22 protein-coding genes and 3 pseudogenes are annotated in these 22924 nt (G+C 61.1%); 17 read left to right on the forward strand and 8 right to left on the reverse strand.

The window, feature by feature from the left end:
- Positions 1-141 precede the first annotated feature (141 nt).
- The 3 genes and pseudogenes from FJW04_RS23480 to FJW04_RS23490 all read left to right on the forward strand — a co-directional run bounded on the left by FJW04_RS23480 (position 142) and on the right by FJW04_RS23490 (position 2924).
- The gene (locus FJW04_RS23480; RefSeq protein ID WP_181173037.1) at positions 142-1020 is read left to right on the forward strand and encodes a serine hydrolase; all 879 of its coding nucleotides are present in this window, start codon (positions 142-144) and stop codon (positions 1018-1020) included.
- Between the two features lie 402 nt (positions 1021-1422).
- Positions 1423-1788 (forward strand): annotated as a pseudogene (locus FJW04_RS23485) (AGE family epimerase/isomerase); the annotation flags it as partial.
- Positions 1789-2000: 212 nt separating this feature from the next.
- A complete protein-coding gene (locus FJW04_RS23490) occupies positions 2001-2924 on the forward strand; it encodes a nucleotidyltransferase and HEPN domain-containing protein (protein ID WP_140717004.1) in 924 nt (307 codons plus the stop codon).
- Positions 2925-3173: 249 nt separating this feature from the next.
- Here FJW04_RS23490 and FJW04_RS30170 read toward each other — a convergent pair whose 3' ends face one another.
- The 4 genes and pseudogenes from FJW04_RS30170 to FJW04_RS23505 all read right to left on the reverse strand — a co-directional run.
- Positions 3174-3566: a DNA resolvase gene (locus FJW04_RS30170; protein WP_210241320.1), complete on the reverse strand. Its 393-nt coding sequence runs from the start codon at positions 3564-3566 to the stop codon at positions 3174-3176.
- Complete coding sequence (locus FJW04_RS30175) at positions 3527-4219, reverse strand: recombinase zinc beta ribbon domain-containing protein (RefSeq protein WP_210241321.1); 693 nt, start codon at positions 4217-4219, stop codon at positions 3527-3529. The genes FJW04_RS30170 and FJW04_RS30175 overlap by 40 nt, the downstream gene beginning before the upstream one ends.
- A gap of 328 nt (positions 4220-4547) precedes the next feature.
- Entirely contained in the window at positions 4548-5039 is a 492-nt protein-coding gene (locus FJW04_RS23500; RefSeq protein WP_140717006.1) for a DUF4142 domain-containing protein, read from the reverse strand.
- A 165-nt stretch (positions 5040-5204) separates the two neighbouring features.
- A pseudogene (locus FJW04_RS23505) lies at positions 5205-5453 on the reverse strand (efflux RND transporter periplasmic adaptor subunit); the annotation flags it as partial.
- Positions 5454-5829: 376 nt separating this feature from the next.
- On the opposite strand from FJW04_RS23505, the pseudogene FJW04_RS30615 reads away from it, so the two are divergent.
- The 3 genes and pseudogenes from FJW04_RS30615 to FJW04_RS23515 form a co-directional block, all read left to right on the forward strand.
- Positions 5830-5940 (forward strand): annotated as a pseudogene (locus FJW04_RS30615) (hypothetical protein); the annotation flags it as partial.
- A 65-nt stretch (positions 5941-6005) separates the two neighbouring features.
- Entirely contained in the window at positions 6006-6539 is a 534-nt protein-coding gene (locus tag FJW04_RS23510; RefSeq protein WP_281405552.1) for a cytochrome c oxidase assembly protein, read from the forward strand.
- On the forward strand, positions 6520-6933 hold the full coding sequence (locus tag FJW04_RS23515; RefSeq protein WP_140717008.1) for a c-type cytochrome: 414 nt from the start codon (positions 6520-6522) through the stop codon (positions 6931-6933). Before FJW04_RS23510 ends, FJW04_RS23515 begins: the two co-directional genes overlap by 20 nt.
- Positions 6934-6936: 3 nt before the next feature.
- Here FJW04_RS23515 and FJW04_RS23520 read toward each other — a convergent pair whose 3' ends face one another.
- The 4 genes from FJW04_RS23520 to FJW04_RS23535 are packed head-to-tail and all read right to left on the reverse strand — an operon-like array spanning position 6937 to position 10632.
- On the reverse strand, positions 6937-7743 hold the full coding sequence (locus FJW04_RS23520; RefSeq protein WP_140663733.1) for an ABC transporter permease: 807 nt from the start codon (positions 7741-7743) through the stop codon (positions 6937-6939).
- On the reverse strand, positions 7740-8465 hold the full coding sequence (locus FJW04_RS23525) for an ABC transporter ATP-binding protein (RefSeq protein WP_140663735.1): 726 nt from the start codon (positions 8463-8465) through the stop codon (positions 7740-7742). Before FJW04_RS23525 ends, FJW04_RS23520 begins: the two co-directional genes overlap by 4 nt.
- Positions 8462-9424 (reverse strand): PQQ-dependent catabolism-associated beta-propeller protein, encoded by a 963-nt coding sequence (locus FJW04_RS23530; RefSeq protein WP_140663736.1) that lies wholly within the window; start codon positions 9422-9424, stop codon positions 8462-8464. The genes FJW04_RS23525 and FJW04_RS23530 overlap by 4 nt, the downstream gene beginning before the upstream one ends.
- Positions 9412-10632: an ABC transporter substrate-binding protein gene (locus tag FJW04_RS23535; protein ID WP_140717010.1), complete on the reverse strand. Its 1221-nt coding sequence runs from the start codon at positions 10630-10632 to the stop codon at positions 9412-9414. The genes FJW04_RS23530 and FJW04_RS23535 overlap by 13 nt, the downstream gene beginning before the upstream one ends.
- Positions 10633-11368: 736 nt before the next feature.
- Here FJW04_RS23535 and FJW04_RS23540 point away from each other — a divergent pair.
- The 11 genes from FJW04_RS23540 (at position 11369) to FJW04_RS23590 (ending at position 22914) form a co-directional block, all read left to right on the forward strand.
- Entirely contained in the window at positions 11369-11464 is a 96-nt protein-coding gene (locus tag FJW04_RS23540; RefSeq protein ID WP_140717012.1) for a pyrroloquinoline quinone precursor peptide PqqA, read from the forward strand.
- Positions 11465-11580: 116 nt separating this feature from the next.
- Positions 11581-12519, forward strand: coding sequence for a pyrroloquinoline quinone biosynthesis protein PqqB (pqqB, locus tag FJW04_RS23545; protein WP_140717014.1), 939 nt, complete (start codon positions 11581-11583; stop codon positions 12517-12519).
- On the forward strand, positions 12516-13274 hold the full coding sequence (pqqC, locus tag FJW04_RS23550; protein ID WP_140717016.1) for a pyrroloquinoline-quinone synthase PqqC: 759 nt from the start codon (positions 12516-12518) through the stop codon (positions 13272-13274). The genes pqqB and pqqC overlap by 4 nt, the downstream gene beginning before the upstream one ends.
- Complete coding sequence (gene pqqD / locus FJW04_RS23555; RefSeq protein ID WP_140717018.1) at positions 13271-13567, forward strand: pyrroloquinoline quinone biosynthesis peptide chaperone PqqD; 297 nt, start codon at positions 13271-13273, stop codon at positions 13565-13567. The genes pqqC and pqqD overlap by 4 nt, the downstream gene beginning before the upstream one ends.
- Positions 13564-14685, forward strand: coding sequence for a pyrroloquinoline quinone biosynthesis protein PqqE (pqqE, locus tag FJW04_RS23560; protein ID WP_140717020.1), 1122 nt, complete (start codon positions 13564-13566; stop codon positions 14683-14685). The genes pqqD and pqqE overlap by 4 nt, the downstream gene beginning before the upstream one ends.
- A 947-nt stretch (positions 14686-15632) precedes the next feature.
- On the forward strand, positions 15633-16628 hold the full coding sequence (locus FJW04_RS23565; RefSeq protein ID WP_140620300.1) for a glycosyltransferase family A protein: 996 nt from the start codon (positions 15633-15635) through the stop codon (positions 16626-16628).
- Positions 16550-18415, forward strand: coding sequence for an ABC transporter ATP-binding protein (locus FJW04_RS23570; RefSeq protein WP_246673977.1), 1866 nt, complete (start codon positions 16550-16552; stop codon positions 18413-18415). Before FJW04_RS23565 ends, FJW04_RS23570 begins: the two co-directional genes overlap by 79 nt.
- Positions 18416-18419: 4 nt before the next feature.
- Positions 18420-19643, forward strand: coding sequence for a glycosyltransferase (locus FJW04_RS23575; RefSeq protein ID WP_140717022.1), 1224 nt, complete (start codon positions 18420-18422; stop codon positions 19641-19643).
- On the forward strand, positions 19640-21019 hold the full coding sequence (locus FJW04_RS23580) for a glycosyltransferase (RefSeq protein ID WP_140717024.1): 1380 nt from the start codon (positions 19640-19642) through the stop codon (positions 21017-21019). Before FJW04_RS23575 ends, FJW04_RS23580 begins: the two co-directional genes overlap by 4 nt.
- Entirely contained in the window at positions 20937-21677 is a 741-nt protein-coding gene (locus FJW04_RS23585) for a class I SAM-dependent methyltransferase (RefSeq protein ID WP_140717026.1), read from the forward strand. Before FJW04_RS23580 ends, FJW04_RS23585 begins: the two co-directional genes overlap by 83 nt.
- 16 nt (positions 21678-21693) lie before the next feature.
- Positions 21694-22914 carry a glycosyltransferase family 4 protein gene (locus tag FJW04_RS23590; RefSeq protein ID WP_140717028.1) on the forward strand — a complete coding sequence of 407 codons (1221 nt, stop codon included), beginning with the start codon at positions 21694-21696 and terminating at the stop codon, positions 22912-22914.
- Positions 22915-22924: the final 10 nt, after the last annotated feature.

Here is a 22924-nt window from a genome sequence, read left to right on the forward strand (position 1 = left end):
TGAACGAATATGTGAGGCGCAAAGCTTCCGTTCAAAACGTAGCACACTTGGAGTCGTGCTGACGCGCCATGGCGCACTTGCCAGAAGTCGATGCGTTCAAAGCAGATTGGAGCGGTTGGCGAGGAAATCGTGCGCACAGCGTTGGACGGCTTCGCCTCCCGCGGGCTGGCGGAAGACAAATTCGCTTTCACGCTGTTGGTCCATCCCTGGGGGGAAGAGAAAGCCTATGGCGAGGGTGGGACGCTGCCGACAGGTTACTCCTACAACGGCGATGCCCCCTTCTATCCCTGCAGCGTAATCAAGGTCTTCTATCTTGTCGCCACGCAGGCTGCCCTTGACGCAGGAAAAGTCCAGGCGACGCCTGAGCTGGAGCGGGCCATGCACGATATGATCAAGTGGTCGAGCAACAACGCCACCAACTACGTCATCGATACTTTGACCGGGACGACCGGCGACACCGAGCTGGGCGAAGAGGAGATGCGGCGCTGGATGGCGGCCCGAAACGGCATCAACGCCTATTTCAAGCAGCTCGCCTTGCCGGAATTCGACGGCATCAATGTCTGTCAGAAACTGATGGACGATGACCGCTATGGCCGCGAAAAGATATTCGTCGAGGTTGGTGGCAACAACCACAACCGCCTCACGGCCGACGCCTCCGCGTCCGTCTTTTCTCGCATCATGGATGGCGCGATGATTTCGCCGGAACGCTCGCGCATTATGGCCGAATTCTTGTATCGGCCGCGCGACCCCGGCTTCGTCAAACGCCCGTTGTCGCAGGTGCTCAACTATATGGGCGCGGACCTGCCGGAGGGGGCCAAACTGTGGTCGAAAGCAGGCTGGACGGGCTGGACAGGCGATCCCCGCGCGAGCTACCGCCGCCACGACGCCATTCATGTCGAGCTGGCGGACGGCAAGCGGTTCACCTGCGTCGTCTTCACTCAAGGCGAGCAGATCTCGGCGAACGTGACAATCCTGCCTGCCATAGGAAAGCACACTGCCGAGCTCGTCGCGGCCCTCTAGCGAGTCAACGAGGCCGGTTACGGACTCCGTCCAAAAAGCCGATGTGATCGGAACGATGCTTCTGCTGCAATGCCCGCCTGCCCTGCCCCGGGGCGTCGATCCAGGAGTTCGACACCCCCGCTCCCTCACCGACCTCGATGCCTTCGAGGCAAATCTCCGTCGTTCGGCGGGGCTCGTCACTGCCGCGTTTGCGCCTGCGTCAGCACGCGATGGCCCATAAATCGCCCGTCCCGTCTTCAAACCCAGCAGAAGGTGCACGATCGGCGCAGCGCATCCAGCGAGCCTTGGAATCTCTTAGGCAGATCATTGTCCTATGGCCGGTCGCAGAAATTCTTGCTGCTTCGAAACTGTCCACTCTCCGAGCGGCGACTTTGAGACATGCGGCTTTCGAAGGCCGTTGCGAAGGGCGGCTTCTTCTACACGCTGGACTGGGCCGACAAGCCGGCATTCCGGTTCAAGCCCTGGTGGCCGATCGCCGAGGCTGCGGGCGCGGCCTCCTTCCTGGTCGAGCACCGCCCGAGCGCCTTCCATGAACAATGGTGCCGGCGCATCTCGAACACCATCGCCGTGGCCTATATAGACCGCGAGCATGGCGGATGGTTCGAGGAGCTGGATGAGGGATTGCGCCGGCGCATTCGCTGTTTGTCGGCAAGGCCGGCTTGTACCACGGGACTGCAGGCGTGCGTGATACCACTCTATCCGGCGCAAGGGAGCCTAACGAACGTGATCAGCAAACGACATGACGATCCCCCAACAAAGATTTCTTAGCCCGTACCGGAACCGCAACTCACCGAGGCGGCTGTGACTCGAATCAGGACCACGTCGCCTTTACTCTCTCCCGACATCACAACTCCTCTGGAAGAACATGTTTATATTTTTGCAACATCTTTTACGTTGCTTGGCGCGGCCGGAAGGGGCTATTTACAGAACGAAAGCTTGGCCTTGCCTATCAATGCCATATGGGCGGTAGATCATTGTTCATGAAATCCAGCATCGACCACCTTCCTCACCCGAAGCAGCGTGAGCTCAAAAAGGCAGTCGAGCTACTGCTTGGGGAGTTCGACGACGCTGTGAGAGGAGGAACCGCCGATTTCAAGAAGCGCGGGCGCATTCTGAAGATCATACTCTTTGGATCCTATGCCCGCGGCGGCTGGGTCGACGAGCCGCATACCAAGAAGGGCTACCGTTCCGATTTCGATCTGCTGGTGGTGGTCAACAATCGAAAGCTGACCGACTTCGCCAGCTATTGGCAGCCTGCAGCCGACCGTTTGATGCGTGAGATCAATACGCCCGTTAGTTTCATCGTGCACTCGCGCCGGGAAGTGAACTCGGCGCTTAAGGAAGGCCAGTACTTCTTCGTCGACATTCGCCGCGAAGGAATCGTGCTCTACGAGCTTGACGACGAGCCGCTGGCAGACCCGACACCGGTACAACCCGTCGAGGCCTTTCGAGTGGCGACTGAACATTTGGAGGACCGTATCCCTCATGCAAGGAAGTTCGCGAAGGGTGCAACATTCTACCGGAATGAAAAGGACTACAAGGAAGCGGCGTTTCTCCTTCATCAATCCATCGAGCAAGCGTACGCGGCATTGTTGCTAGTCCTGACGAACTACAGCCCTGCCTCTCACAACTTGAAATTTCTTCGGAGCCTTGCCGAGGATCAGGTCCAGGAACTTGCCGAAGCATGGCCTCGTGACCAACAGCGCTTCGTCGCCTGGTTCAACGTTCTCAATGAGGCTTATGTCAAAGCGCGCTACTCGCGACATTTCGAGATCACGAATGAAGCACTTCAATGGCTCGCAGAGCGCGTCTCGGATCTTATCGATCGGATTGAATCAATATGCCGATCCCGACTTGAAAAGTTGAAAAACGAAGCAAGCACCGCAGTTCTGCGAGCCTGTTGAGGGCATGCTAGTATCAATTCCAGACTGCCATCTATGCACCTTCAGAGTACAAAAAGCAAAAGACTTGCGCCTATACGTTTCGACGTCAGCAGCCCGAGTGCCAAAACTACTTCAAGGCAGCAGGATATGATCAGGATTAAGGAGGATTTGCTCCAGCACTCCCATCGAGTGTGCTGCATCCACCCTCTGCCGCGCCGCGCGGATTGGTGCCCGTCAAACAAAAAAGCCGCCTCCATCAGATCGAGACGGTTAATGATTATGGTTGCGGGAACCCGCAACCCCTTTTGTCATAACATCGTCGGCCTGGTCATTTGGGTCAGATTTCGCGAGTTCGAGAATGCCGAACAGCTCGCCACGTAGCTCAGCATGAACCTCGCCTCGCTTGTCGCCTGGCGTGAGCACGATCTCTCCGATCAGCGAGCGCACCGCCTCGGCGGCTGGACGTCCGTCCTCGTGATCGGCGAGTGCTTGCGTGAGTTGCTCGACCCGCTTGCGGTAGAGAGTGGCGATATTGGGATGCAGGTCGGGCACGTCAGTGGGCGCCGACGCCAGACGCGCGGTGATCTCCGCCTTCTGCCTCTCCAGGTCTTCCATTCTCGCCTTCATCGCAGGTTGGCAAAGGCCATCCTCGATCGCGGCCATGATGCCCGCGATGGCGCGCTCGATCTGTCGAGCGCCTTACGGTCTTGTTCGCCTTGCGCGCGACGCTCTTGGTTGAGGCGGTTGGTCTCCTGCGCATAGGCTCTGATCGCCTCGGCCACGGCCTCGGCCGAGACGAGCCTTTCCTTCAGGCCCGCGAGGACCCGTTGCTCAATCTTCTTGCGGGCGATTGTGCGGCCGTTGTCGCAGATACCCCGGCGCTGATGGTTGAGACACGCATAGCGGTCGCGTGTGAACAGGACATAGCGCCCGCCGCAGCGGCCGCAGGTGAGCAAGCCGGAAAGCAGAGAGACCGGACGCCTCATGGTGTGCTGTTTCCTCGCCCGGGCCTTGCGCGTGCCGATCGCCACCGCCTCGAACTGGCTGGCGACGGATTTCTGTCTCTCCTTCCCGGCCTGCCACAGTTCGTCCCCCACCATCCTGAGATGCGGCACCTCGGTGCGGATCCATTTGGCTGGCGGATTGGCCCGTGAGACGCGCTTACCGGTGGCGGGATCCTTAACGAAGTGCAGGCGGTTCCAAATCAGCACACCGGTATAGAGCTCGTTGTTGATGACGCCGGTTCCCGGATGGCATGCCCGCGCACGCTGGTGTCGCCCCAGTGTCGACTGAGCGGGCAATACGAAGCCCAGCATGCTCTCTGCGGCAAGGAAAACATATAGGACGATGTACATCAGCTGGGAGAGCGTTCCCGAAAGTCCACCTCTGGCGTCAATTGCCGGCCTCCTGTCAGCCGCCAGACGATCCGGACTAGAATTAGGACGGCGAACAGGATCCCGAGTGAGACATGAGTGCCCTCCAACAGGGGCGCCAAGTTCGGTCACGCGGCGTGAGGTAGTTCCATACCAGCGAAGTACCGAACAACAGGACGACGAAAACCACCGTCAGCCAATGAAACCAGAGTGTCGGCCGGTCGTAGTATTCCAGCTCGATCGTCCGACTTTCGACGCCGGACTTCGCTCATCACCGTTTGGCCAGCGACTGCGCCATTTTCAAGTGCTTCTCAAGTGTCGGCAAGGTCTTCTTGGCGAGCTTAGCGACCTTGCTGCTGCCGGTCTTCACCTCATCCTGGAACTCGGCGATATCCTTCTGGTGGTCTGACACCATGTAGGTTGTAAACTCCTGATCGAAAGCCGCCCCCGAAAGTCCGTTCAGCTTCGTCATCTCGGCCGTCGCTTCGTCGGTGAGATCGTCGGTTTCAGCAACACCCAGTTTCTTGCCGACCGCCAGTGCCTGCTTCTTGGCCTTGCCATGGTCTTTTACGAGCGTTTGGCCGAATGCCTTGACGCCTTTGCTGTCGCCCTTTTGCCTGGCAAGGGTACCAAGAGCGACTTCGGAATTGTCGCCTTTGATGGTGTCGGTCAGAAAATCTGAATCGCTTTTGGCGAGTGCCTGGCTGCTGGCAATGATGCCGGCTGCGAATGCTACGGCAGCGAAGATGCGATGTGTGGTCATGACAGAGAGCCTTTCGGAGAGCTACGAGCCGACCCGAACGGATGCTCACGATCCTTGTTCCATCAACCGCCAAAAAAACGCCCCAAGGGTCGTGACGGTCAGGAGTGAGGAGGGACGTCAGAGGGAGAAACACCGGCCACCACGCTCAAACACAAAAAACCCGCGCGCGCCCTGTCCCAGTTCAGGAGGCCCCAGATTTTTCTCATCCATCTGCAGCACCGGTTGCATGTCTCCGGCCGGCGCGAGAACGAGCAGCGCCGCTCCAGGCTCGACGTTGCGTGTGATCAGGATATCGTCGTGCGGCGACTTTGTCGTGGCGTAGCCCAGACGTGCCTGGGCAGTGGCGAGGTTCGCCTTCGCTTGATTGAGTTGAGTTTCCGCCATCACATAGCCGCTCCCGCCCGGCTGCGAGGTTGGTGGCTCCGTCGGAGGCTTGGTTCGTGCCGAATCCTGACCTGAAGAGATCCTCAGCCCGCTGGTAGCGCCCTGCGTGTCGACCAGATTGGCATCCGCCTGCTTGAGAGCCTGCTAAGGCGGAGCCCTTGTGTTCTTGCGGGTCGGGGTTTGATGTGAACCGGCCGCCGGAGTGTTTCCTCTTCGACACGGTTGATCCGGCTCCTCGCCTTGACGCATGGAGCCGGATCGCAGAGCGATCAGTCGTCCTGCTGGATGACGACAGGCCGATTGTGGTGGTGACGGTGCATCGAACTGGTGACGACGACGGTGTCCGTCGGTGGTGACGGTGCCGCCACGAGCGATGGCCGTTGTCGTAGAATGCTTCCTGGCCGTGATGCCGGTGGTGGCGCTTTTCTTCACCGCCGGCTGGGGCGTGCTGACCGGAGCGCTGGTCAGCCCGATCCATGCGCTTGGCGAACGGGTGTTTGCCGCCCACATGATCGAGCATGAACTGCTGATGGCGGTAGCGGCGCCACTCCTTGTCGCCGCCTGCCCCGGCGCAGCCCTGATATGGGCATTGCCGACCGGACTTCGCCGAGGGACGGGAAGGCTCACGCACGGCAGGCTCTTCATGCGATCTGGACCGTTGCCAGCCGCCCCCTCAACGCAACCGCCATCCACGGCATCGCGATCTGGATCTGGCACGTTCCCGTCCTGTTCGAGACAGCGCTTCAGCAGGGCGTGCTGCACTACGCCCAGCATGCGAGCTTCCTCGGCACAGCCCTGCTGTTCTGGTGGGGGATTCTGCCGCGTTCCGGCCACCAGCAGGCCTATGGCAGCGCGGTCATGCATCTCTTCTTCACGTCACTGCACACCGGTCTGCTCGGCGTGCTGCTGCTGTTGTCGCCCAGACTCTGGTACCCGCAGAATGCCGCCGGCGCGGCGCTCTGGGGTCTAACCCCGATCGAGGACCAGCAGCTCGCCGGACTGGTGATGTGGGTTCCGGCTGGCCTGATCTATGGCGGAGCCGCCTTGCTGCTTGCCGGCCTTTGGATAAGTAAGAGCGGAATCAGGGAGGCAAGCCATGCGCTCCGGCCCGGCTAGGATGGTGGGCGGCGCGCTCGCCGCGATCCTGCTGCTGACCGCGGTAGTCGCCGCAGCGACCTTGTGGTCCGACCGGCGCGATCGTGTTCGCCACGAATCGGACATGGCGACCGGCGGCTTGGAAGCGCGCGCCATTCCGATCATGATCGCGAACGGCTGCTCTGGATGCCATACGATCCCCGGCGTGCCGGGGGCACAAGGCCAGGTTGGTCCGCGCCTCGATTCCAGCCTTGCCGACCGGGTCTTTATCGCCGGCGTGCTGGCGAACAATCCGGAGAACCTGATCCGCTGGATACGAGCGGCCAGGGAGATCAATCCGCACACGGCCATGCCATCGACGGGGATCACAGAGCAGCAGGCGCGTGATATCGCTGCCTACCTCTACGCCCTGTAATGATCAGCCCTCGCCGCCGCGCCGGGACCACAGGCCGCGGCCGGGGTCGTAGCCGACCACCGCCGCCAGGAAAAACACGACGAGGCAGGCGAGAACGACAAGGGCGGAAACGAGATCGAAGCGCAGATAGAGAGTGAAGCGTATCAGTTCGACCGCCGAACTGAACGGGTTCCATGCGGCGATCGTAGCCAGCACCGGCCCTGCTTCGGCGAGCCGCCATATCGGATAAAGCGCCGTCGAGGCGAAGAACGTCGGGAAGATGACGAAGTTCATCACGCCGGCGAAGTTCTCCATCTGCGTCGAAACTGACGATACCAGCAACCCGAACGCGCCCAGCATCAGGCCTGACAGGACCAGCGCCGGAAACACGGCGAGGTAGCCTAGAACCGGCGGGCGCACGTCCCAATAACGCGCGATCAGCAAGAACAGATAGACCAGCGGCAGACCGACGATGACGCTCGCCAGCAGCCGCGCGGCAAGCAGATACCAGCGTGGAAGCGGCGCGGTCAGCAACAGGCGCATGCTGCCCGTCTCACGGTCATAGACCATCGCCAGCGAGCTTGCCATGGCATGGAAGAGCAGCATCATGGCGGCCAGCCCGGGGACGACATAGACCTCGTAGAGCACGTAGGTCTGATAGGGCGGCGTGATTGACAGGCCAAGCACCGAGCGGAAGCCGGCGGCGAAGATGGCGAGCCAGACCAAAGGCCGTATGATCGCCGAGAGCAGCCGGCCGCGCTGCCGAAGCGTTCGCAACATCTCCCTGCGCAGGATTCCCAACAGCGCCCGCAGCGCGTGACGTGTCTTCATGCCGTCTCCGTCAGCAGATCGAATGCATCGGCCAGGCTGCCGACCGCAAGATCCGCGGCGACGCGGCCGGCGCCGCCGGCCCAGCGCAGCCTGCCCTTGTGCAGCACCACCAGGTCGTCGCCGGCCGACACCTCTTCCAGGAAATGCGTCGCCCAGAGAACAGCAATACCTCGTTCGCGGCATAGCGCGCGTACGTGCTGCTCGATCGCCCGGCGCCCAGGCACGTCGAGCCCGGTCGTCGGTTCATCGAGCAGCAGGATACGCGGCCGGTGCATCAGCGCACGAGCGATTTCGACGCGCCGCCGCTGACCGCCCGATAGCGAACGGACCGGCTCGTCGCACCTGTCGAGGACCTCCAGCCGGTCGAGTTCCTCGCGCAATCTCGTTTCGCTGATGCCGGTCTCCAGCCCATGCAGTGAGGCGTGATAGCGCAGATTTTCGGCAGCGGTGAGGTCGAGGTCGAGCGTCTGCTGCTGGAAGACCACGCCCATCTGGGCAAGTGCGGCGGCCGGATCGGTCCGCATGGAGTGGCCGAACACATCGATCTGGCCGGATCGGGCATGATAGAGGCCGGTGACCAGCGAGAACAACGTCGTCTTGCCGGCTCCGTTGCGTCCAAGCAGTACGCACATTCCGCCTTCAGCGACCGAGAACGACACGGCATCGAGGACCCGCCGCTCTCCGAAGCTGTGTCCGAGGCCCTCGAGCGACAGCGCCTTCATGGACCGATCACCACTCCCCAGGGGCCGCGTCCCACCGGCACCGACTTCACCACCTCCTCATTCTCCAGATCGATGAACGAGATGTCGCCGGAATTGCCATTAGCGCTGACCAGGCGCTTCTGGTCATCGGACAGCGCCAAGTGCCACGGCCGCTGGCCGACGAGATAGAGGCGGCGCACCGCCAGCGTCTTGGTGTCGACCTCTGCAACCCGGTTGGCCGGACCGAGCGCGACATAGGCAGTGGCGCCGTCGTGTGCCATTTCGATGCCGACCGCCTGGACGCCCTCGCGGCGGATGCCGGGGACCTCGAACTCGACTTTGCCGGTCTCAGCACGAGACGTGGTGTCGAAGACGGTTACCGTTCCGCGTATTTCGGAAGACACCCAAAGCTGCTTTCCATCCGGCGAGAACGCCGCAGCGCGCGGGCGGGTGTCGACCAAGAGATTGTCGACGAGGTCGAGCGTGCCGGCATCTATGAGATGCACCATGCTGGTGGTCTCCGAGGTGCAGGCAACGTAGCGGCCGTCGGCACTGACCGCCATGCCCTCGGGTTCGACGCCGACGTCGACCGTACCAATAACCTTGGCGGACGCGACATCGACCACCGAGACCAGATTGTCGTTCTCATTGGCGACGAACAGCCGTTTGCCGTCGGGATGCACGACAAAAAACTCCGGATCGGCTCCCGAGGGGAGTTGGCCGGTCACCTGCCGTTTGGCGAGATCGAGAACGTCGATCCGGTTGTCGTCGCCAACAGCAACGAAGAGCACTTTCTTGTCTGCCGAAAGCGCCATTCCGCGCGGGCGCCTTCCGACATTGATGGTCGTGGACAGGTTCATACTGGCGCCATCCACCACCGCCACCGTGTTGTCCTGCTCGTTCGATACGTAGATCGTCTCGGCGGCGGCAGGTCCGGCCACGATGGACATCGAAAGCAGGATCGCGATCAGAACCTGCATGCGCTTTCCTCCAGGTCGATGCCCAGCGTGTCGAGCGGCGTGCGCTGGTGCAGGAAACCCGGCTGCGGCGAACTGGAGACGAGCAGTCGCGGTCCGGCTATGAGGACGGGTTGCCGCATCTGGCCGTCCCATGGCCGGAAGCTCAGACCCTGTCCTTTGAATCCGGCGAGCAGGAAATCGTTGCTGCGGAGATACTTTCCGATCGCAATCGGATCGAGGCTGTGCAGGCGCGTTGCCGCCTCGCCGATGCTTCGCACGGCGAGCCAGGCGGCGTAGTCGCTGGGCAGCATCCAGCGCCCGGCCTGCTTGTGGAAGCGATCCTGGAGTTGCGTGGCACCCCACTCTTCGTTGACCGCGCTCCAGCCGGTCGCGACCAGACCCTGCGTCCCGGCGACCGGCCGCGGAAATGCGGTTCGGCCTTCGAGATAGGCGCCAAACTCGTCCGCCTCGTCGGCAACGACGAGCACATCATAGTCGCTGACCTGCGTGGCAGCGGGAATCTCGGTCTGCAGCGTGACATGTCCGGTATCGGCGCGCCCGTTGGCGGGCCTGAACGTCCAGGGCTGGTCGATGGTGATCTCTGCTCCGAAACGCGTCGCCGCGCGTCGAAAGGCAACCGCCATCGCCTGGTCCTCGGGATGCGCCCCGACCAGCAGGAACCAGTGCTGCCAGCGCTTCCAGACGAGATATTGCGCCAGCCCGTCAGCGAGCATCGCGCGGCTCGGAACGGTGTGCAGCACGTTCTTGCGGCAATCCTCCTGGCGTAGCCGCTCGTCAGGAGCGCGACTGTTGAACAGCGTCATCCTCTCGGCGCCTGGAGCGTCGCTCGCCTGCAGCAAACGGGCGGCATCGAGATCGGCGATGAGGAAGCTGATGCCGGCGGCCGCGAATTCCTTGACCGCTTCGGCTGGCATCTCGCCGGGCTTGAGGGTGATTTCCTGCAACCGGAATTGCTGACCGAGAAAGCGGCCGGTGCTGGCATTGTCGGCGATGCCGAGCCGGGCACCTTGCAGGCCGTCGTCGGTGACGACCTCGTCCAGTGGCCCGAGCGGCAGAGGCGGTTTGCGCTGTTCGCCGAGATAGCCGATCACCATCGTCTGGGGCTCGCCAAGCCCGGGCGCGACCAAAGCGAGCAGCACGAGAAATGTCAGCGCCAGCCTCATTCGGCCCAAGGCGGGCAAGCCAAGTGGGACGTCAATAATCGGCATGTGCGCTCCAGGATGGAAGCGACCCTAATATTTTGGACAAAGGAATGTTCCTGGATTCCAACAAAGTGAGCCCGCCCCATTTCCGCATTTGGGGCGGGCTCCATGCCTTGGACCGGTAGAGGGAGGACCGACCCGACCCCAACTGCTGGAAATTCCGATTGTTCCTTGGCCGCGCTCTTTCCCAAGTCGCAGCCGGTCCCCTGAGCGGCACGCCTGCTCTCACCGCTTCTCGCTTGCGGCTACCGGCGGGCCTGCGCCCAGCTGGTCTAGCATTGCAAGCGTTTCAACTCTATCAGGAACGATCATGAAGCGTGGGGATGCTCCTTCTCGGCACCGGTCGGTCGACGGTGCTTTGACCGGTCACTACGACACGGTGGCAACGCGCGATTACGGCGCGCTTGAAATCTGGCCACCCGGCCTGAAGCTTTGACACGCGCATTGCGCGATTCTTTGGCAGGGACCGATGCCAGCCGCCCGACTAGCTCGGGCCCTTGGCATGCATCACTATGAAACGCACGAGGCGTGACCGCATTCATATTGACAATCGGATTACCGGTTGCGGCTCGACATTTCACGCCTGTTCGAGGAAAGTTAAGGCTGGTTCATTCGAAAACCGGGCTGGTGATGAAGGAACAACTGAAGCTGCAACACGTTGTAGCCTCCAAGAGTGCCCATTGTCAGGTAATGGCATCGATAGCGTGACCGGCCCGTTCGGCTGGCGCAAGAGGAGAACGCGATGAAGAAGATCTGGAAGAAACCGACCATGTGTCAGGTCTCCGCCGGTTTAGAGATTTCGCGATACCTGCCCGCAGAAAATCCGCCCAAGAAGTAGGCTGCAAATTGCATGTGCCCTTCAACGGCGGCATGCAATGCCTTGTCCGTAGGAAAATTGGACGCGGGTGCTTTTGAGAACGTCCTGCTAGTTCCATAGGGCTTCGGAGCGATGGTATGCTCGTGAAGATCATCGGATCGGCGGCGGGAGGCGGCTTTCCGCAGTGGAATTGCAATTATCGTTTGAGCCGCGCGGCTCGCAGCGGGATGCCCGGCGTTCGTCCACGAACCCAATCATCCATTGCCGTGTCGGGTGACGGGGCAGGCTGGGTTCTCTTCAATGCGTCGCCCGACATTCGCCAACAGATTGCGCAAACGCCTGAACTGCAGCCGCCAGCCGATGCGCCGCCGCGCTCGACGCCTATCCGCGCCGTGGTGCTGACCAACGCCGACGTGGACCATGTCGCCGGCCTGCTCAGCCTGCGTGAACGACAGCCTTTCGCAATCTATGGAACAGCACAGGTGCTGGAGACGCTGGAGGCGAATTCGATTTTCAACGTTCTCGATCCGTCGATCGTATCTCGGCGCCTGCTGGGGCCAACGGGCGAACTGGCGATACGCGACGCGTATGGCCGCGAAACTGGCGTTGTGGTCGACAGCTTTCCCGTACCTGGGAAGATCGCGCTCTACCTCGAGCAAAAGGCCGGTCCCAGCGCCGATTTCAGTTCCGACCCGGGTGACACAATCGGAGTCCGCATCACTGCGACCGGCAGGTGCGGCGCCATCTTCTACATTCCGGGCTGCGCGCGCATCGATGCCGCCCTGCGCACTCGTGTTGCTGATGCCGCCTGCCTTCTGTTCGACGGCACCGTCTACACGGACGACGAGATGATTATTGCCCGCGTCGGCCAGAAAACCGGCGCGCGCATGGGGCACATCGCAATGTCTGGAGAGGAGGGCTCGATTGCCGGCTTAGCCGATGTGAAAATCGGCCGTCGTATCTTCATCCATATCAACAACACCAATCCTGTTCTCGACGAGAATTCCGCCGAACACGCGGCGGTCAGAGTGGCTGGTTGGGAAGTCGCCAGCGATGGGATGGAGATGGAATTTTGAGCGATTTCCACGAGGCTGCGAAAGATGGCCTGTCCAGGAGCGAGTTCGAAGCCGTGCTGCGGCAGGTCGGTGAAGAACGTTATCACAACCGACATCCTTTCCATCACAGTATGACCAGTGGCGCTCTGTCGAAAGCCGAAATGCAGGCCTGGGCGCTCAACCGTTATTGCTACCAGGCCGTCATTCCGCGCAAGGACGCCATGATCCTGGCGCGTGCCGAAGATCCGGCGTTTCGCGCCGCGTGGCGCAAACGCATCGAGGATCATGACGGCGACGACGGCTGGAGCGGCGGCATCGCGCGCTGGCTGCATCTGGCCACCGCACTGGGGCTCGACGCCGAAGCGGTCAGGAGCGAGCGTCTGGCGCTGCCGGCGACCCGTTTCGCGGTGGGCGCCTACCTTTCCTTCTGCACCAACCGTACGCTGCTCGAGGCGGTCGCATCGTCGCTCACGGAGATGTTCTCGCCCCGCATCATCGGCGAACGAGTGCCGGCGATGCTGGCCAGATACGACTACATTACGCAAGACACGCTGGCCTATTTCAGCTGGCGGCCCGAACAGGCATCACGCGACGCGGACTTCGCGCTCGCCTACGTGCTAGAACATGCCGACACGGCCGAACGTCAGCAGCAGGCGATCGATGCGCTGGTGTTCAAATGCCACATATTGTGGGCGATGCTCGACGCACTTCAGCATGCCTATGGCGCGCCTGGAAACATACCGCCCGGCGCCTTCCGCCCGGAGGCGGCCTCATGACGGGACTGCGCGAAAGAGCCATCGTGTCGTTGCGATCGGCGCCGTCACTGCCGAAGCATGTTCGCATCCAGTACGACCCTGTGCGGCGGGCCTTCGCCGTGCTTTCGCCGGAGAAAGTCTTCTGGCCGGACGAGGTCAGCCTCGACATCTTGCGCCGCTGCGACGGGAGATCCACGGTCGGCCACATCATCGCCGACCTTGCGGCCGACTATGACGCCGGTCAGGATGCGGTAGCGGCCGACGTCGTCGCCTTCCTGCAGGAATGGTCGGACAACCTTCTGGTGAAACTATGAGCGAGCCTCTCCTGCCTCCGATCGGCATGTTGGCGGAACTGACGCATCGCTGTCCGCTGCAATGCCCTTACTGCTCCAATCCGCTCGAATTGCTGAAGGCCAATCGGGAGCTCGACACGCGGACCTGGCTCGATCTGTTCTCGCAGGCCGCCGATCTGGGCGTTCTCCAGGTGCACCTGTCCGGCGGCGAGCCGACGCTTCGCCGCGACCTTGAGCAACTGATCGCCGCGCTTTCGTCGCGCGGTATCTACACCAACCTCATCACCGCTGGTGTTGGCATTGCCGAAGGCCGTATTGAAGCCTTTGCCGATGCCGGTCTCGACCACCTGCAACTGAGCTTTCAGGGTGCCCGTCAGCCGACCACCGACCGTGTCGCCAACCACAGCGGCAGCCACGAAAAGAAGCTGAAGACGGCACACCGCGCCCGCGCGGCCGGGCTGCCACTCACCATCAACGCACCGATCCATCGTCACAACATCGAGGAGGTACCCGAATTCATCGATCTGGCTCTTTCCTTGGGCGCCGATCGGCTCGAGATCGCCAACGTGCAGTATGCCGGCTGGGCGCTGGCCAATCGCGATATGCTGATGCCCGAATGTGGCGCGATAGACCGGCAGGCGGACATCGTCGCAGCCGCGCGCGAAAGGCTCGCCGGCATTATGAACATCGATTTTGTCACGCCGGATTATTTCGCCACATATCCCAAGCCATGCATGGGCGGTTGGGCGCGCGACGCGTTAGTGGTTACCCCGGACGGTACTGTATTGCCGTGCCACGCCGCGCAGACGATTCCTTCGCTTCGCTTCGAACGTTTTGGAGCGAAACCGCTGGCCGACATCTGGGCCGCTTCACCCGCATTCAATGCCTTTCGCGGCACCGAATGGATGCAGGAGCCATGCCGAAGCTGCGAGCGGCGTGAGATCGATTGGGGGGGCTGCAGATGTCAGGCGTTGGCGATTGTCGGCGATGCCGCTGCGACAGATCCGGTCTGCATCAAGTCGGAGGCACACGCGCGCATGGCTGCGCTGGTCGATGAAACCCGGCGCAACGTCGCCAATGCCGCAGGGGACGAAGCTTTCATCTATCGCCGGATAGGAATCGTGAATGACATTGCGTGACATAGGTCCGCGGAACGATCTCAGGAACTCGATGTGAACCAACGCCGATCCTTCATAGGGTCACGCAGGGCGACGCCAGGATCACCGTCATCCGGGGGTGGATGGCCATCCGATGGTTCGGCTCGTTCGGGCGAACGCAGCGCTCTCAGATGTTTCCGCGCTTCTAGCCACGCGGACAGCTTGGCCGGATCGAGCCTTCTCTCCTAGGTGCAGGCCCCGCACCTCGCTGCCCCCTGGAGCACGCGTTTCTCGCGCAGAAACGGTGGCCACGCGGCGGGTTTGCTTGATGCGGTTCCGTGGCGAACCCTACTCGTCTATTCGAATGACGCCAGTCCACACAGCCACATAGGGATCGCCTTCGGCCGCAGGATAGGCAGATAACCAGTAGCGCCTTCTCCTCCTCTCTCGGCTAATCGTCGCGGCTTGAGTGCGGCTGCGGGTGAGTCCTGTCTCTTATTGCAGCCCTGCCGATCTCTTCCCCGTCGCGCATTGGCGTTGCAAGCCAGGTCGGAGCTTTATGTCGGTCGCTGAGGTTGGCTCGTGAAGACGCGCCAGTACCTCATCAGGATCCCGGTCAGGTTTAAGGCTGCGTAGTAAGACGCCCGCCTCTTGAACAGCCAATCTCAGCTTAGCGGTGGGCGGGACGCCGCGCCGGACGGCGGCGTTCGCGGTAACGGCGCGCGCTGGTTCAAGCGCTGTTTCGGGCCGTAAGAAAAACTGATCCTGCAAACCGGACTTTAGAGATGATTAAATTAGCAATATTGCGCATTGCGGTGTAATTTGTGTTGCAGTGCAGCATGCCGCCGTGACTCACACTTCCAGGTTCCCGCACGACGGCGTAGTCGGCAGAGCCATCGAGGCCAGGGGGTGCGTGTCGCGGAGAGGCTCGCCGGGCGCCCGGTTACAATGCCTGTCTAGCCAACTGTTTGCGGAGACAACAGAGGCCCATGATCAAAGACAATGCCACGGTGGGCGTCGTGGTGCCGATGTTCAATGCGGAACGAACGATTCGCGCGACCCTGAACAGCATCTGCGGGCAACAATACCAGGCGCTGGACATTGTCGTCGTCGACGACGGGTCGACGGACCTTTCTGCCTCGATTGTGGCCTCCTATGCTGAACAGGATAGCCGTATCCGCCTGATAACGCAGTCGAACGGCGGCGTTGCGAATGCGCGCAATCGTGGAGTTGCTTCCACCGATGCGGAGTTCCTGGCGTTTGTGGACGCCGACGATCTTTGGGCCCCATCCAAAATCGCGCTTCAGATGTGCACCTTACAGCAAGGCGGCTCTTCGGCAGGCCTGGCATATTGCTGGTTCGCCGATATAGACGGCGACGGCCGGGTATTCTCATTGCATAACCGGCCCGATGCCGAGGGTCGCGTGCTCCAACGCATGTGCAGGACGAATTTTGTTGGCAACGGAAGTTCAATGCTGGTCCGACGCGCCGCGTTCGAGCGAGCGGGAGGCTTCGACCCTTCCTTGAGGGCCAGGAACGCACAAGGCTGCGAGGACCTGCTGATGTGCCTCAGAATAGCCGAAAGGTACGAGTTTCGCGTCGTCCCTCAGTACCTCGTGGGTTACCGGATGACGAACGCCAACATGTCGAGCGATGTCATGCAGATGCTTCGTTCTTGTGAAATTGTCCTTGCCGAGTTTCGCCAGAAGTACCCGCAGTTCGGGGACGATCTCGACGATCATCTGATCGACATGCTGCATTGGCTCGCCGTACGAGCCTTGATCTCCGGGCGGCTTTCGGCAGCGTATGGCCTGATGAAGAAACTCTTCCTTATGGAGCCAGGGACGGCGATTTCTCGCCTGCCAAGAATGATGGACATTTATTGCCGTGCCAGACTGGTCCCTCGGTGGGTCAAAATCCGAGTGAAAGGGATGCGAAACAAGAACGCCGAGTTCCAACCCCACTACGCAGAGAGCATCTGGTGAGAATGGTGGTGCGCTTGCGGCGGCTCTTTCGCCTGGCGGCGGCGCCAGCCTGGGCTGGGCCGACCGTGGTGGGGCTTGGACTGGTCGCAGCGGTTCTGGAAGGTACGGGTCTCGTTCTGTTCATTCCCCTGCTGCAGAGCCTGGGAGCCTCGCCGCCTCAGCCCGGCAGATGGCAGCCCGTCTTTGACAGGATCCTGTCGCCCATCCCGCATCATTACCTAACCGCCTTCCTGGTCGGAGCGCTTTGCGTCAGCATCGTCCTCAAAAATGCGGTCCATCTCGCCAACACCTGGGTAACCAGATACGTCGACGGCCTCGTCGCGCACCGATTGCGATCCAGGGTTTTCGATCAGACGATAAGTTCGTGCATCGACTACCGTGTCGAGAACAGACGAACGGACATCATCACGACAATTGCCAACAATACCTGGAAGGTCAGCCAAGGGCTGAGCCTGGCCTACCGGTTGATGATCTGCCTTTGTACATTCGTCGTCTTCGTTTTCTTGATGCTATTGATCTCGATCCGATTGACCTTTTTTTCGATGATTTTCCTGCTTTTCGGAGCAATGGCCATTCGTCTGGCCACCCGGCGCGCTGACGAGACCGGCAAGGCCGTCGTCGAGGAAAACAAGCAGTTCGGCCTCAGGATGTGGGAAAGCATCAATTCATTGCAATTGATCCGTGCCTTCGCACAGGAATCCTACGAGCATGACCGGTTCGTTCATACATCGGACAGGGTAAGGCGTCGTCTGTTGAGGCTCGACATGCTTTGGGCGACCCCCGGGCCTGTCTCGGAGATCTCGATCACGATCCTGATCGGTGCACTGGTTCTCATTGCCGAATCCGCAAGCATAGGAATCGCGGCTCTCGCCGCTTTCCTGTCGCTGCTTTATCGTCTCCAGGGGCCCACACGGGAATTGCTGCAGTCGAAGATTGCGCTGGACGGGCTTGCGGGCGCGATTGACGATGTGGACGAGTTCCTGCGCACAACGCAAACGCCGTTTCTCAGCCAAGGCTATCTGCCGGCGCCTGCACTCAAGACGGCCGTCGAATTTCGCGATGTCTGCTTTCGGTATGCGCCCGATCAGCCTATGGCGCTGCAGGATGTGTCTTTCAGTATCCCCGCCGGCAAGACCACGGCAATCGTTGGCGAGTCGGGTGCCGGCAAGTCGACCGTCATGGCCCTGCTCTTTCGCTTCATGGACCCGACGTCGGGGGAAGTCCTTGCCGACGGTATCCCGCTCTTAGGTTTCGAGTTGCGCAGTTGGCGCAAGCGGCTGTCGCTGATGTCCCAGGAGGTGTACCTGTTCAACGACACCATCGCGGCCAACATCGCTTACGGCGATTTCGACGCCGGTGAGCACGAACTGCGCCAAGCGTCCCGCATTGCGAAGGCTGACGATTTCATCCGCTCGCTTCCGGAGGGCTACGAGACGCAGATCGGCGACCAGGGAATGCGCGTGTCGGGGGGCCAGAGGCAGCGGATCGCGCTGGCCCGGACCATACTTCGCAAGCCCGACATTCTCCTTTTGGACGAAGCCACCAATGCGCTCGACGGCGAGACGGAACAGGCGTTCCAGATCGCCCTCGAGCAATACTCGCACGATCGCACCGTGGTTGTCATTGCGCATCGCCTGTCCACCGTCCAGGCCGCTGACCAGATCATCGTGATGTCCAAGGGACGGGTGGTCGAGATTGGTTCGCCGGATCAACTTCTGAAGCGAGCGGGCCATTTTTCAAAACTTCACGAGTTTCAAAACGGTCGTGTTGCCATGGGTGCGAACTAAGGCGATGGGCTACAAGATTGTCGACATCGAACTGTCAAGTCCGCTGGCCCCGATTGAGCTTGCGCCAGAGCACGACGGCGTTGGTCTCATTGCCCGCTGGCAGGGCCGGCTTGTCGGCTTTGAGATGATCGCGCTCGCCTCCGCCGCGATGCTGTCGGCGGAGCGACTGAAATCCATTGCCGATGAACGTTTCGCCGATCGCATCCTGGTTGAGAAGATGGATCAGGAATTGCTGCGCCGAAGACCGGTTGGGCAATTGCCCCTGCCGAGCCTCTCCATCGCGATATGTACGAAAGACCGCGCCGAACGTCTTTCGAGGTTGCTGGCTTCGCTCGAAAGCATCCGACACAGAACCGCTTTTCCGAGCGTCGAAGTCGTCGTGGTGGACAATGCGTCGGTGGATTCGTCCACGCGCGAAGCAGTCGGGGGCTTCAAGGACGTTCTCTATGTATTGGAACCGAGGCCCGGGCTTGATTTTGCACGAAATGCCGCTCTTCACTCGGCCACCGGTGGCCTGATTGCCTATCTTGACGATGACGTGGTCGTCGACCGCAACTGGCTTGACGGGCTTGCCAAAGCCTGCCGGGACAATCCCGGTGCCGGTGGCTTTACGGGTTTGGTGCTGCCGCTTCGCCTGGACACCGAGGCGCAGATCTTTTTCGAACGAAGGGGCGGATTTGGCCGCGGCTTCAGGCGCAACGAATTCCACAACACCCGATTCGACAATGCGCTGCACCCGGTAGGGTCTGGTATTCTCGGCGCCGGCTGCAACATGGCTTTCGACCGCACGCTGCTCGTATCGCTGGGCGGTTTCGACGAAGCGCTCGATACCGGAGCACCGCTGCCGGGCGGTGGCGATCTCGACATTTTCTATCGCGTGCTGCGTTCAGGCCGGCCCATGATTTATGAACCCGAGTATGCCGTTTACCACGAGCATCGCGAGACTATCGACCAATTGAGACGGCAATATTGGACATGGGGACTTGGTATGATGGCCTTTCTGGTCAAAAGCCATCGGACCGACGAAGACCTCAAGGCAAGGCACCGTGCCATGGTTTGCTGGTGGTTTTTCGATCGGCTGAAAGCGCTGGCACGGGCCGCGCGCAAGCTTCAAGGTCGTGATTTTCGTTTCGGCATTGCAGAGCTGTGGGGCGGAATCTACGGCCTGGCAGGCGAATATGATCGCTCACGTGTCCGCGTGCAGAGGATCCGGGAGCAGTACCAGTGAATGGCGACGCCTTCCGTGTCAGGCAAATCGATCTCGGCTCTCCCTATGCGGACGCCGATGCGGGAGATACCCCTTCGCTATCGATCTTCTGGTGGAAGGACTTGCCGCTGGGAATGCGAGCGTCCGTGCCTGACGAATTGCCCTACAGCGAGGCAAGTCTGCGGCAGTTCGCGGCGGAATTTTCGGCAGCACAATTGGCTGCCCGCAGCATCCCACTGGGAGCCCCCTTGCGGGCGACCTATGAAGGATCGCCAAAATCCGCGCTGTCTTTGACCGCGGCGATCGGTGCGGAGGACCTTGTCGACCGCCTCGATGACCTTGCGGCTGCGTCTTCCGCGTCGGCCCAGCACATCTCAGTCGTAATTTGCACGCGCGATCGCGGCCCCGCCCTGGCGGAGTGCCTTCAAAGCATTGCAAGGCAACGCAGCGCCCCTGGCGAGGTCATCGTCGTCGATAACTCCGGCGACGCCAACGCTCGTCCGGTATGTGTCCAATTCCCTGACGTCCGTTACGTTCATGAGCCGCGCCCCGGACTGAGTGTGGCCCGAACCGCCGGCATCCGGGAAAGCCATCAAGACATCATCGCGTTCACGGACGACGATGTCGAGGTCCATCCCGGCTGGACTGCCGAAATCGCCCGTGCCTTCGAAGAACGGGACATCGAGGCACTGACCGGCTTGGTGCTGCCAGCCCGGCTCGATACGATCGCCCAACGCCGTTTCCAGTTCGACATGGGCGGTTTTGGGTCCACCTTCGTGCCGCTTCTCTTCGACCACCGCTTTTTCGAAGAGACCCGGCCAAGCGGAGCGCATGTCTGGAAAATCGGCGCTGGAGCCAACATGGCCTTCCGGCGATCGGCCTTCGATCGGGTAGGCTCGTTCGACGAGCGCCTCGGCGCCGGTGCTGCCGGATGTTCCGAAGATTCGGAGCTATGGTACCGGCTGCTGGCCGCAGGAGGGACTTGCCTGTATGAACCTCGCGCCGTCGTCTTCCATCATCATCGCCGCGACTGGCCGGGCTTCAGGCGGCAAATAAGAGCCTACATGAAGGGCCACGTCGCAGCTCTTGTCACGCAATATGACAATTTTGGCGATCGCGGAAACATCGATCGCATCTGGAAGCAGCTGCCCGCATATTTCTTGAGAACATTCGTCAAGGCGCTTTTCGAAGGCCCCCCCGGCAGGACCAGTATCCTCGCGGCAGAAGTCGAAGGCTGGCTGGCTGGTCTTCAATTCCTCGTCCGTTTCGGCTGGCGAAAACGGCGAACATCAAACTGGCTGAGGAACAAAACCGATGATCAGCAAGGCCCCGCTCGGACAATTTCTGTCCCGGAACCCGTTTCCAAACGCTCTGACGGACGGGCTTTTCTACCGTGAGAAGATGCGCGCAATTCACCGCGTCGCGCCCGCGGCAATCGACGGGCCCGGCCGGATACTGGAAATTGGAGGCGGGCGCAGCGGGATGGCAAGTATCCTCTATCCGAACGCTGAAGTCGTTAACCTCGATCTCGATCCCGAGTTGGGCAACTACCAGCCAGATTGGGCGAGGTCGACCTTCGTCTGCGGCGATGCCTGTGACCTCCCCTTCGCGAATGACAGTTTCGACGTGGCGACGCTCTTCGACGTGCTTGAACACATCGAGGATGACCGTAGTGCCGCACAAGAGGCCTTGAGGGTCGTGCGCCCAGGCGGGTATGTTCTTGTCTCGACGCCACATGCGGAGTGGCATTACCCTTATTTCCGCTTCATGAAGCCCTATTGCCCGCATGAAAGCGAACTGATGCAGGAATGGGGTCACGTTCGGCGCGGCTACCGGGATCCCGAACTCGCAGCGCTCTTCGACAGTGCGCCGGAACGCCGCGCCACATTTATCAACCCGGTGACGGCACTCTTTCACGACATCGCATTTTCTCGTTTCGGACGCCGTCGCCGCAAGATACTTTACGCTCTAGCGGCGCCGATAACGGCTGTCGGATACGTGCTGCACCAACGCTCGACACGCGGCACGGAGACGGCTTTTTCCTGGCGCAAATGAATTTTTGGGGCATTTGATGGGCCGCCGCTCTTCCCTCGTCATCGCCCTCTTCCCATGGGGCGACGTCGTGGAGGAATTCCTCGATCCGATAGGATTGCGGCTTAAGGATTTCGTCGAACAGATGACTGGCGGCTGGCTTTTCGGTTACGCCTCCGCTCTGCAATTGGCCGGGCATAGGCCGGTCATCGTGTGCGCTTCCGAGCATGCTTCGCAGATAGAATGCCACTACCATGCCGGCACGGGCGCGCCGATCTGGATCGTTCCCGGCGCGCGTGCGCGTCAAGGTCACTCCGCAGCGGCTCACAGTCTGCGGCGCTGGTCCGCGACGCCGCTCCCGGCATTCCGGAAGGTGCTCGCCCGATCGCAATGTGATGCAATTCTCGTTCAGGAATATGAATATACGCGGTTCGATGCGCTTGCCTGGCTGGCAGTCCGTATGCGGATTCCGCTCTATGCAACGTTCCAGGGCGGCGACCGGACGCTCTCCTGGATAGAGGCGATCGCCAGGCAGGCTTCTCTCCGTGCCTGCAGCGGCCTGATCGTCGCATCGGCAGCGGAGCGTGAACGCCTCGCCAAAGCTTACCCGCACATGGCGCTCAACATCGCAAATATCCCCAACCCCATCGATTGCGGAGAGTGGATAGCAATCGAGCGTCGGCAGGCGCGGCAAGATCTCGGTTTGGCGAGCGGGAATTTCATCGTTGTCAACCACGGACGCATCGACGTTCGCCGGAAGGGGCTCGATGTGCTCCTGAACGCATGGTCCCTCTTTTCGGGCGATGCTTCGTCAGAACTGGTTATCATCGGCTCGGGGCAGGACCGAGACGTTTTTGCCAGGCTGTTGAGCGAGGCCGCTCTACCCAATGCGAGATGGCTTTGCGACTACACCACGGACCGGGCTTTAATACGGCGTTGGCTTTCGGCGGCGGATGCCTATGTCACAGCGTCCCGCACCGAAGGTATGCCCGTTGCGCCGTTGGAGGCGATGGCCTGCGGCCTTCCGATCGTTGCCACCGACGCACAGGGGCTACCCGACATCTTGGCAAACGGCGAGGCATCCGGCGGCCTCATTGTTCCAAGGGACGAGCCGGCGGCCATTGCACAGGCGCTGAAGAAACTTTACGACGATCCGATTATGCGAGAGCGCCTCGGACAGGCGGCGCGAAAGCGGATAGAGGGAAATTTTTCGCTCGGCGCGGTTGCTGGCGCACTTGATCGCTTGCTGACCGCGCGGTAGCCCACATGCG

This window comes from Mesorhizobium sp. B2-7-3 (genome assembly GCF_006440715.1).
Taxonomy (GTDB): domain Bacteria; phylum Pseudomonadota; class Alphaproteobacteria; order Rhizobiales; family Rhizobiaceae; genus Mesorhizobium; species Mesorhizobium australicum.

Excerpts from the sequence above, each read along its gene's own strand:
- FJW04_RS23490 (WP_140717004.1), top strand. The coding sequence starts at position 2,001 with ATGAAATCCAGCATCGACCACCTTCCTCACCCGAAGCAGCGTGAGCTC.
- FJW04_RS30170 (WP_210241320.1), bottom strand. The coding sequence starts at position 3,566 with ATGGCCGCGATCGAGGATGGCCTTTGCCAACCTGCGATGAAGGCGAGA.
- FJW04_RS30175 (WP_210241321.1), bottom strand. The coding sequence starts at position 4,219 with ATGCTGGGCTTCGTATTGCCCGCTCAGTCGACACTGGGGCGACACCAG.
- FJW04_RS23500 (WP_140717006.1), bottom strand. The coding sequence starts at position 5,039 with ATGACCACACATCGCATCTTCGCTGCCGTAGCATTCGCAGCCGGCATC.
- FJW04_RS23510 (WP_281405552.1), top strand. The coding sequence starts at position 6,006 with ATGGGCATTGCCGACCGGACTTCGCCGAGGGACGGGAAGGCTCACGCA.
- FJW04_RS23515 (WP_140717008.1), top strand. The coding sequence starts at position 6,520 with ATGCGCTCCGGCCCGGCTAGGATGGTGGGCGGCGCGCTCGCCGCGATC.
- FJW04_RS23520 (WP_140663733.1), bottom strand. The coding sequence starts at position 7,743 with ATGAAGACACGTCACGCGCTGCGGGCGCTGTTGGGAATCCTGCGCAGG.
- FJW04_RS23525 (WP_140663735.1), bottom strand. The coding sequence starts at position 8,465 with ATGAAGGCGCTGTCGCTCGAGGGCCTCGGACACAGCTTCGGAGAGCGG.
- FJW04_RS23530 (WP_140663736.1), bottom strand. The coding sequence starts at position 9,424 with ATGCAGGTTCTGATCGCGATCCTGCTTTCGATGTCCATCGTGGCCGGA.
- FJW04_RS23535 (WP_140717010.1), bottom strand. The coding sequence starts at position 10,632 with ATGCCGATTATTGACGTCCCACTTGGCTTGCCCGCCTTGGGCCGAATG.
- FJW04_RS23540 (WP_140717012.1), top strand. The coding sequence starts at position 11,369 with ATGAAGAAGATCTGGAAGAAACCGACCATGTGTCAGGTCTCCGCCGGT.
- pqqB (WP_140717014.1), top strand. The coding sequence starts at position 11,581 with ATGCTCGTGAAGATCATCGGATCGGCGGCGGGAGGCGGCTTTCCGCAG.
- pqqD (WP_140717018.1), top strand. The coding sequence starts at position 13,271 with ATGACGGGACTGCGCGAAAGAGCCATCGTGTCGTTGCGATCGGCGCCG.
- pqqE (WP_140717020.1), top strand. The coding sequence starts at position 13,564 with ATGAGCGAGCCTCTCCTGCCTCCGATCGGCATGTTGGCGGAACTGACG.
- FJW04_RS23565 (WP_140620300.1), top strand. The coding sequence starts at position 15,633 with ATGATCAAAGACAATGCCACGGTGGGCGTCGTGGTGCCGATGTTCAAT.
- FJW04_RS23575 (WP_140717022.1), top strand. The coding sequence starts at position 18,420 with ATGGGCTACAAGATTGTCGACATCGAACTGTCAAGTCCGCTGGCCCCG.
- FJW04_RS23585 (WP_140717026.1), top strand. The coding sequence starts at position 20,937 with ATGATCAGCAAGGCCCCGCTCGGACAATTTCTGTCCCGGAACCCGTTT.
- FJW04_RS23590 (WP_140717028.1), top strand. The coding sequence starts at position 21,694 with ATGGGCCGCCGCTCTTCCCTCGTCATCGCCCTCTTCCCATGGGGCGAC.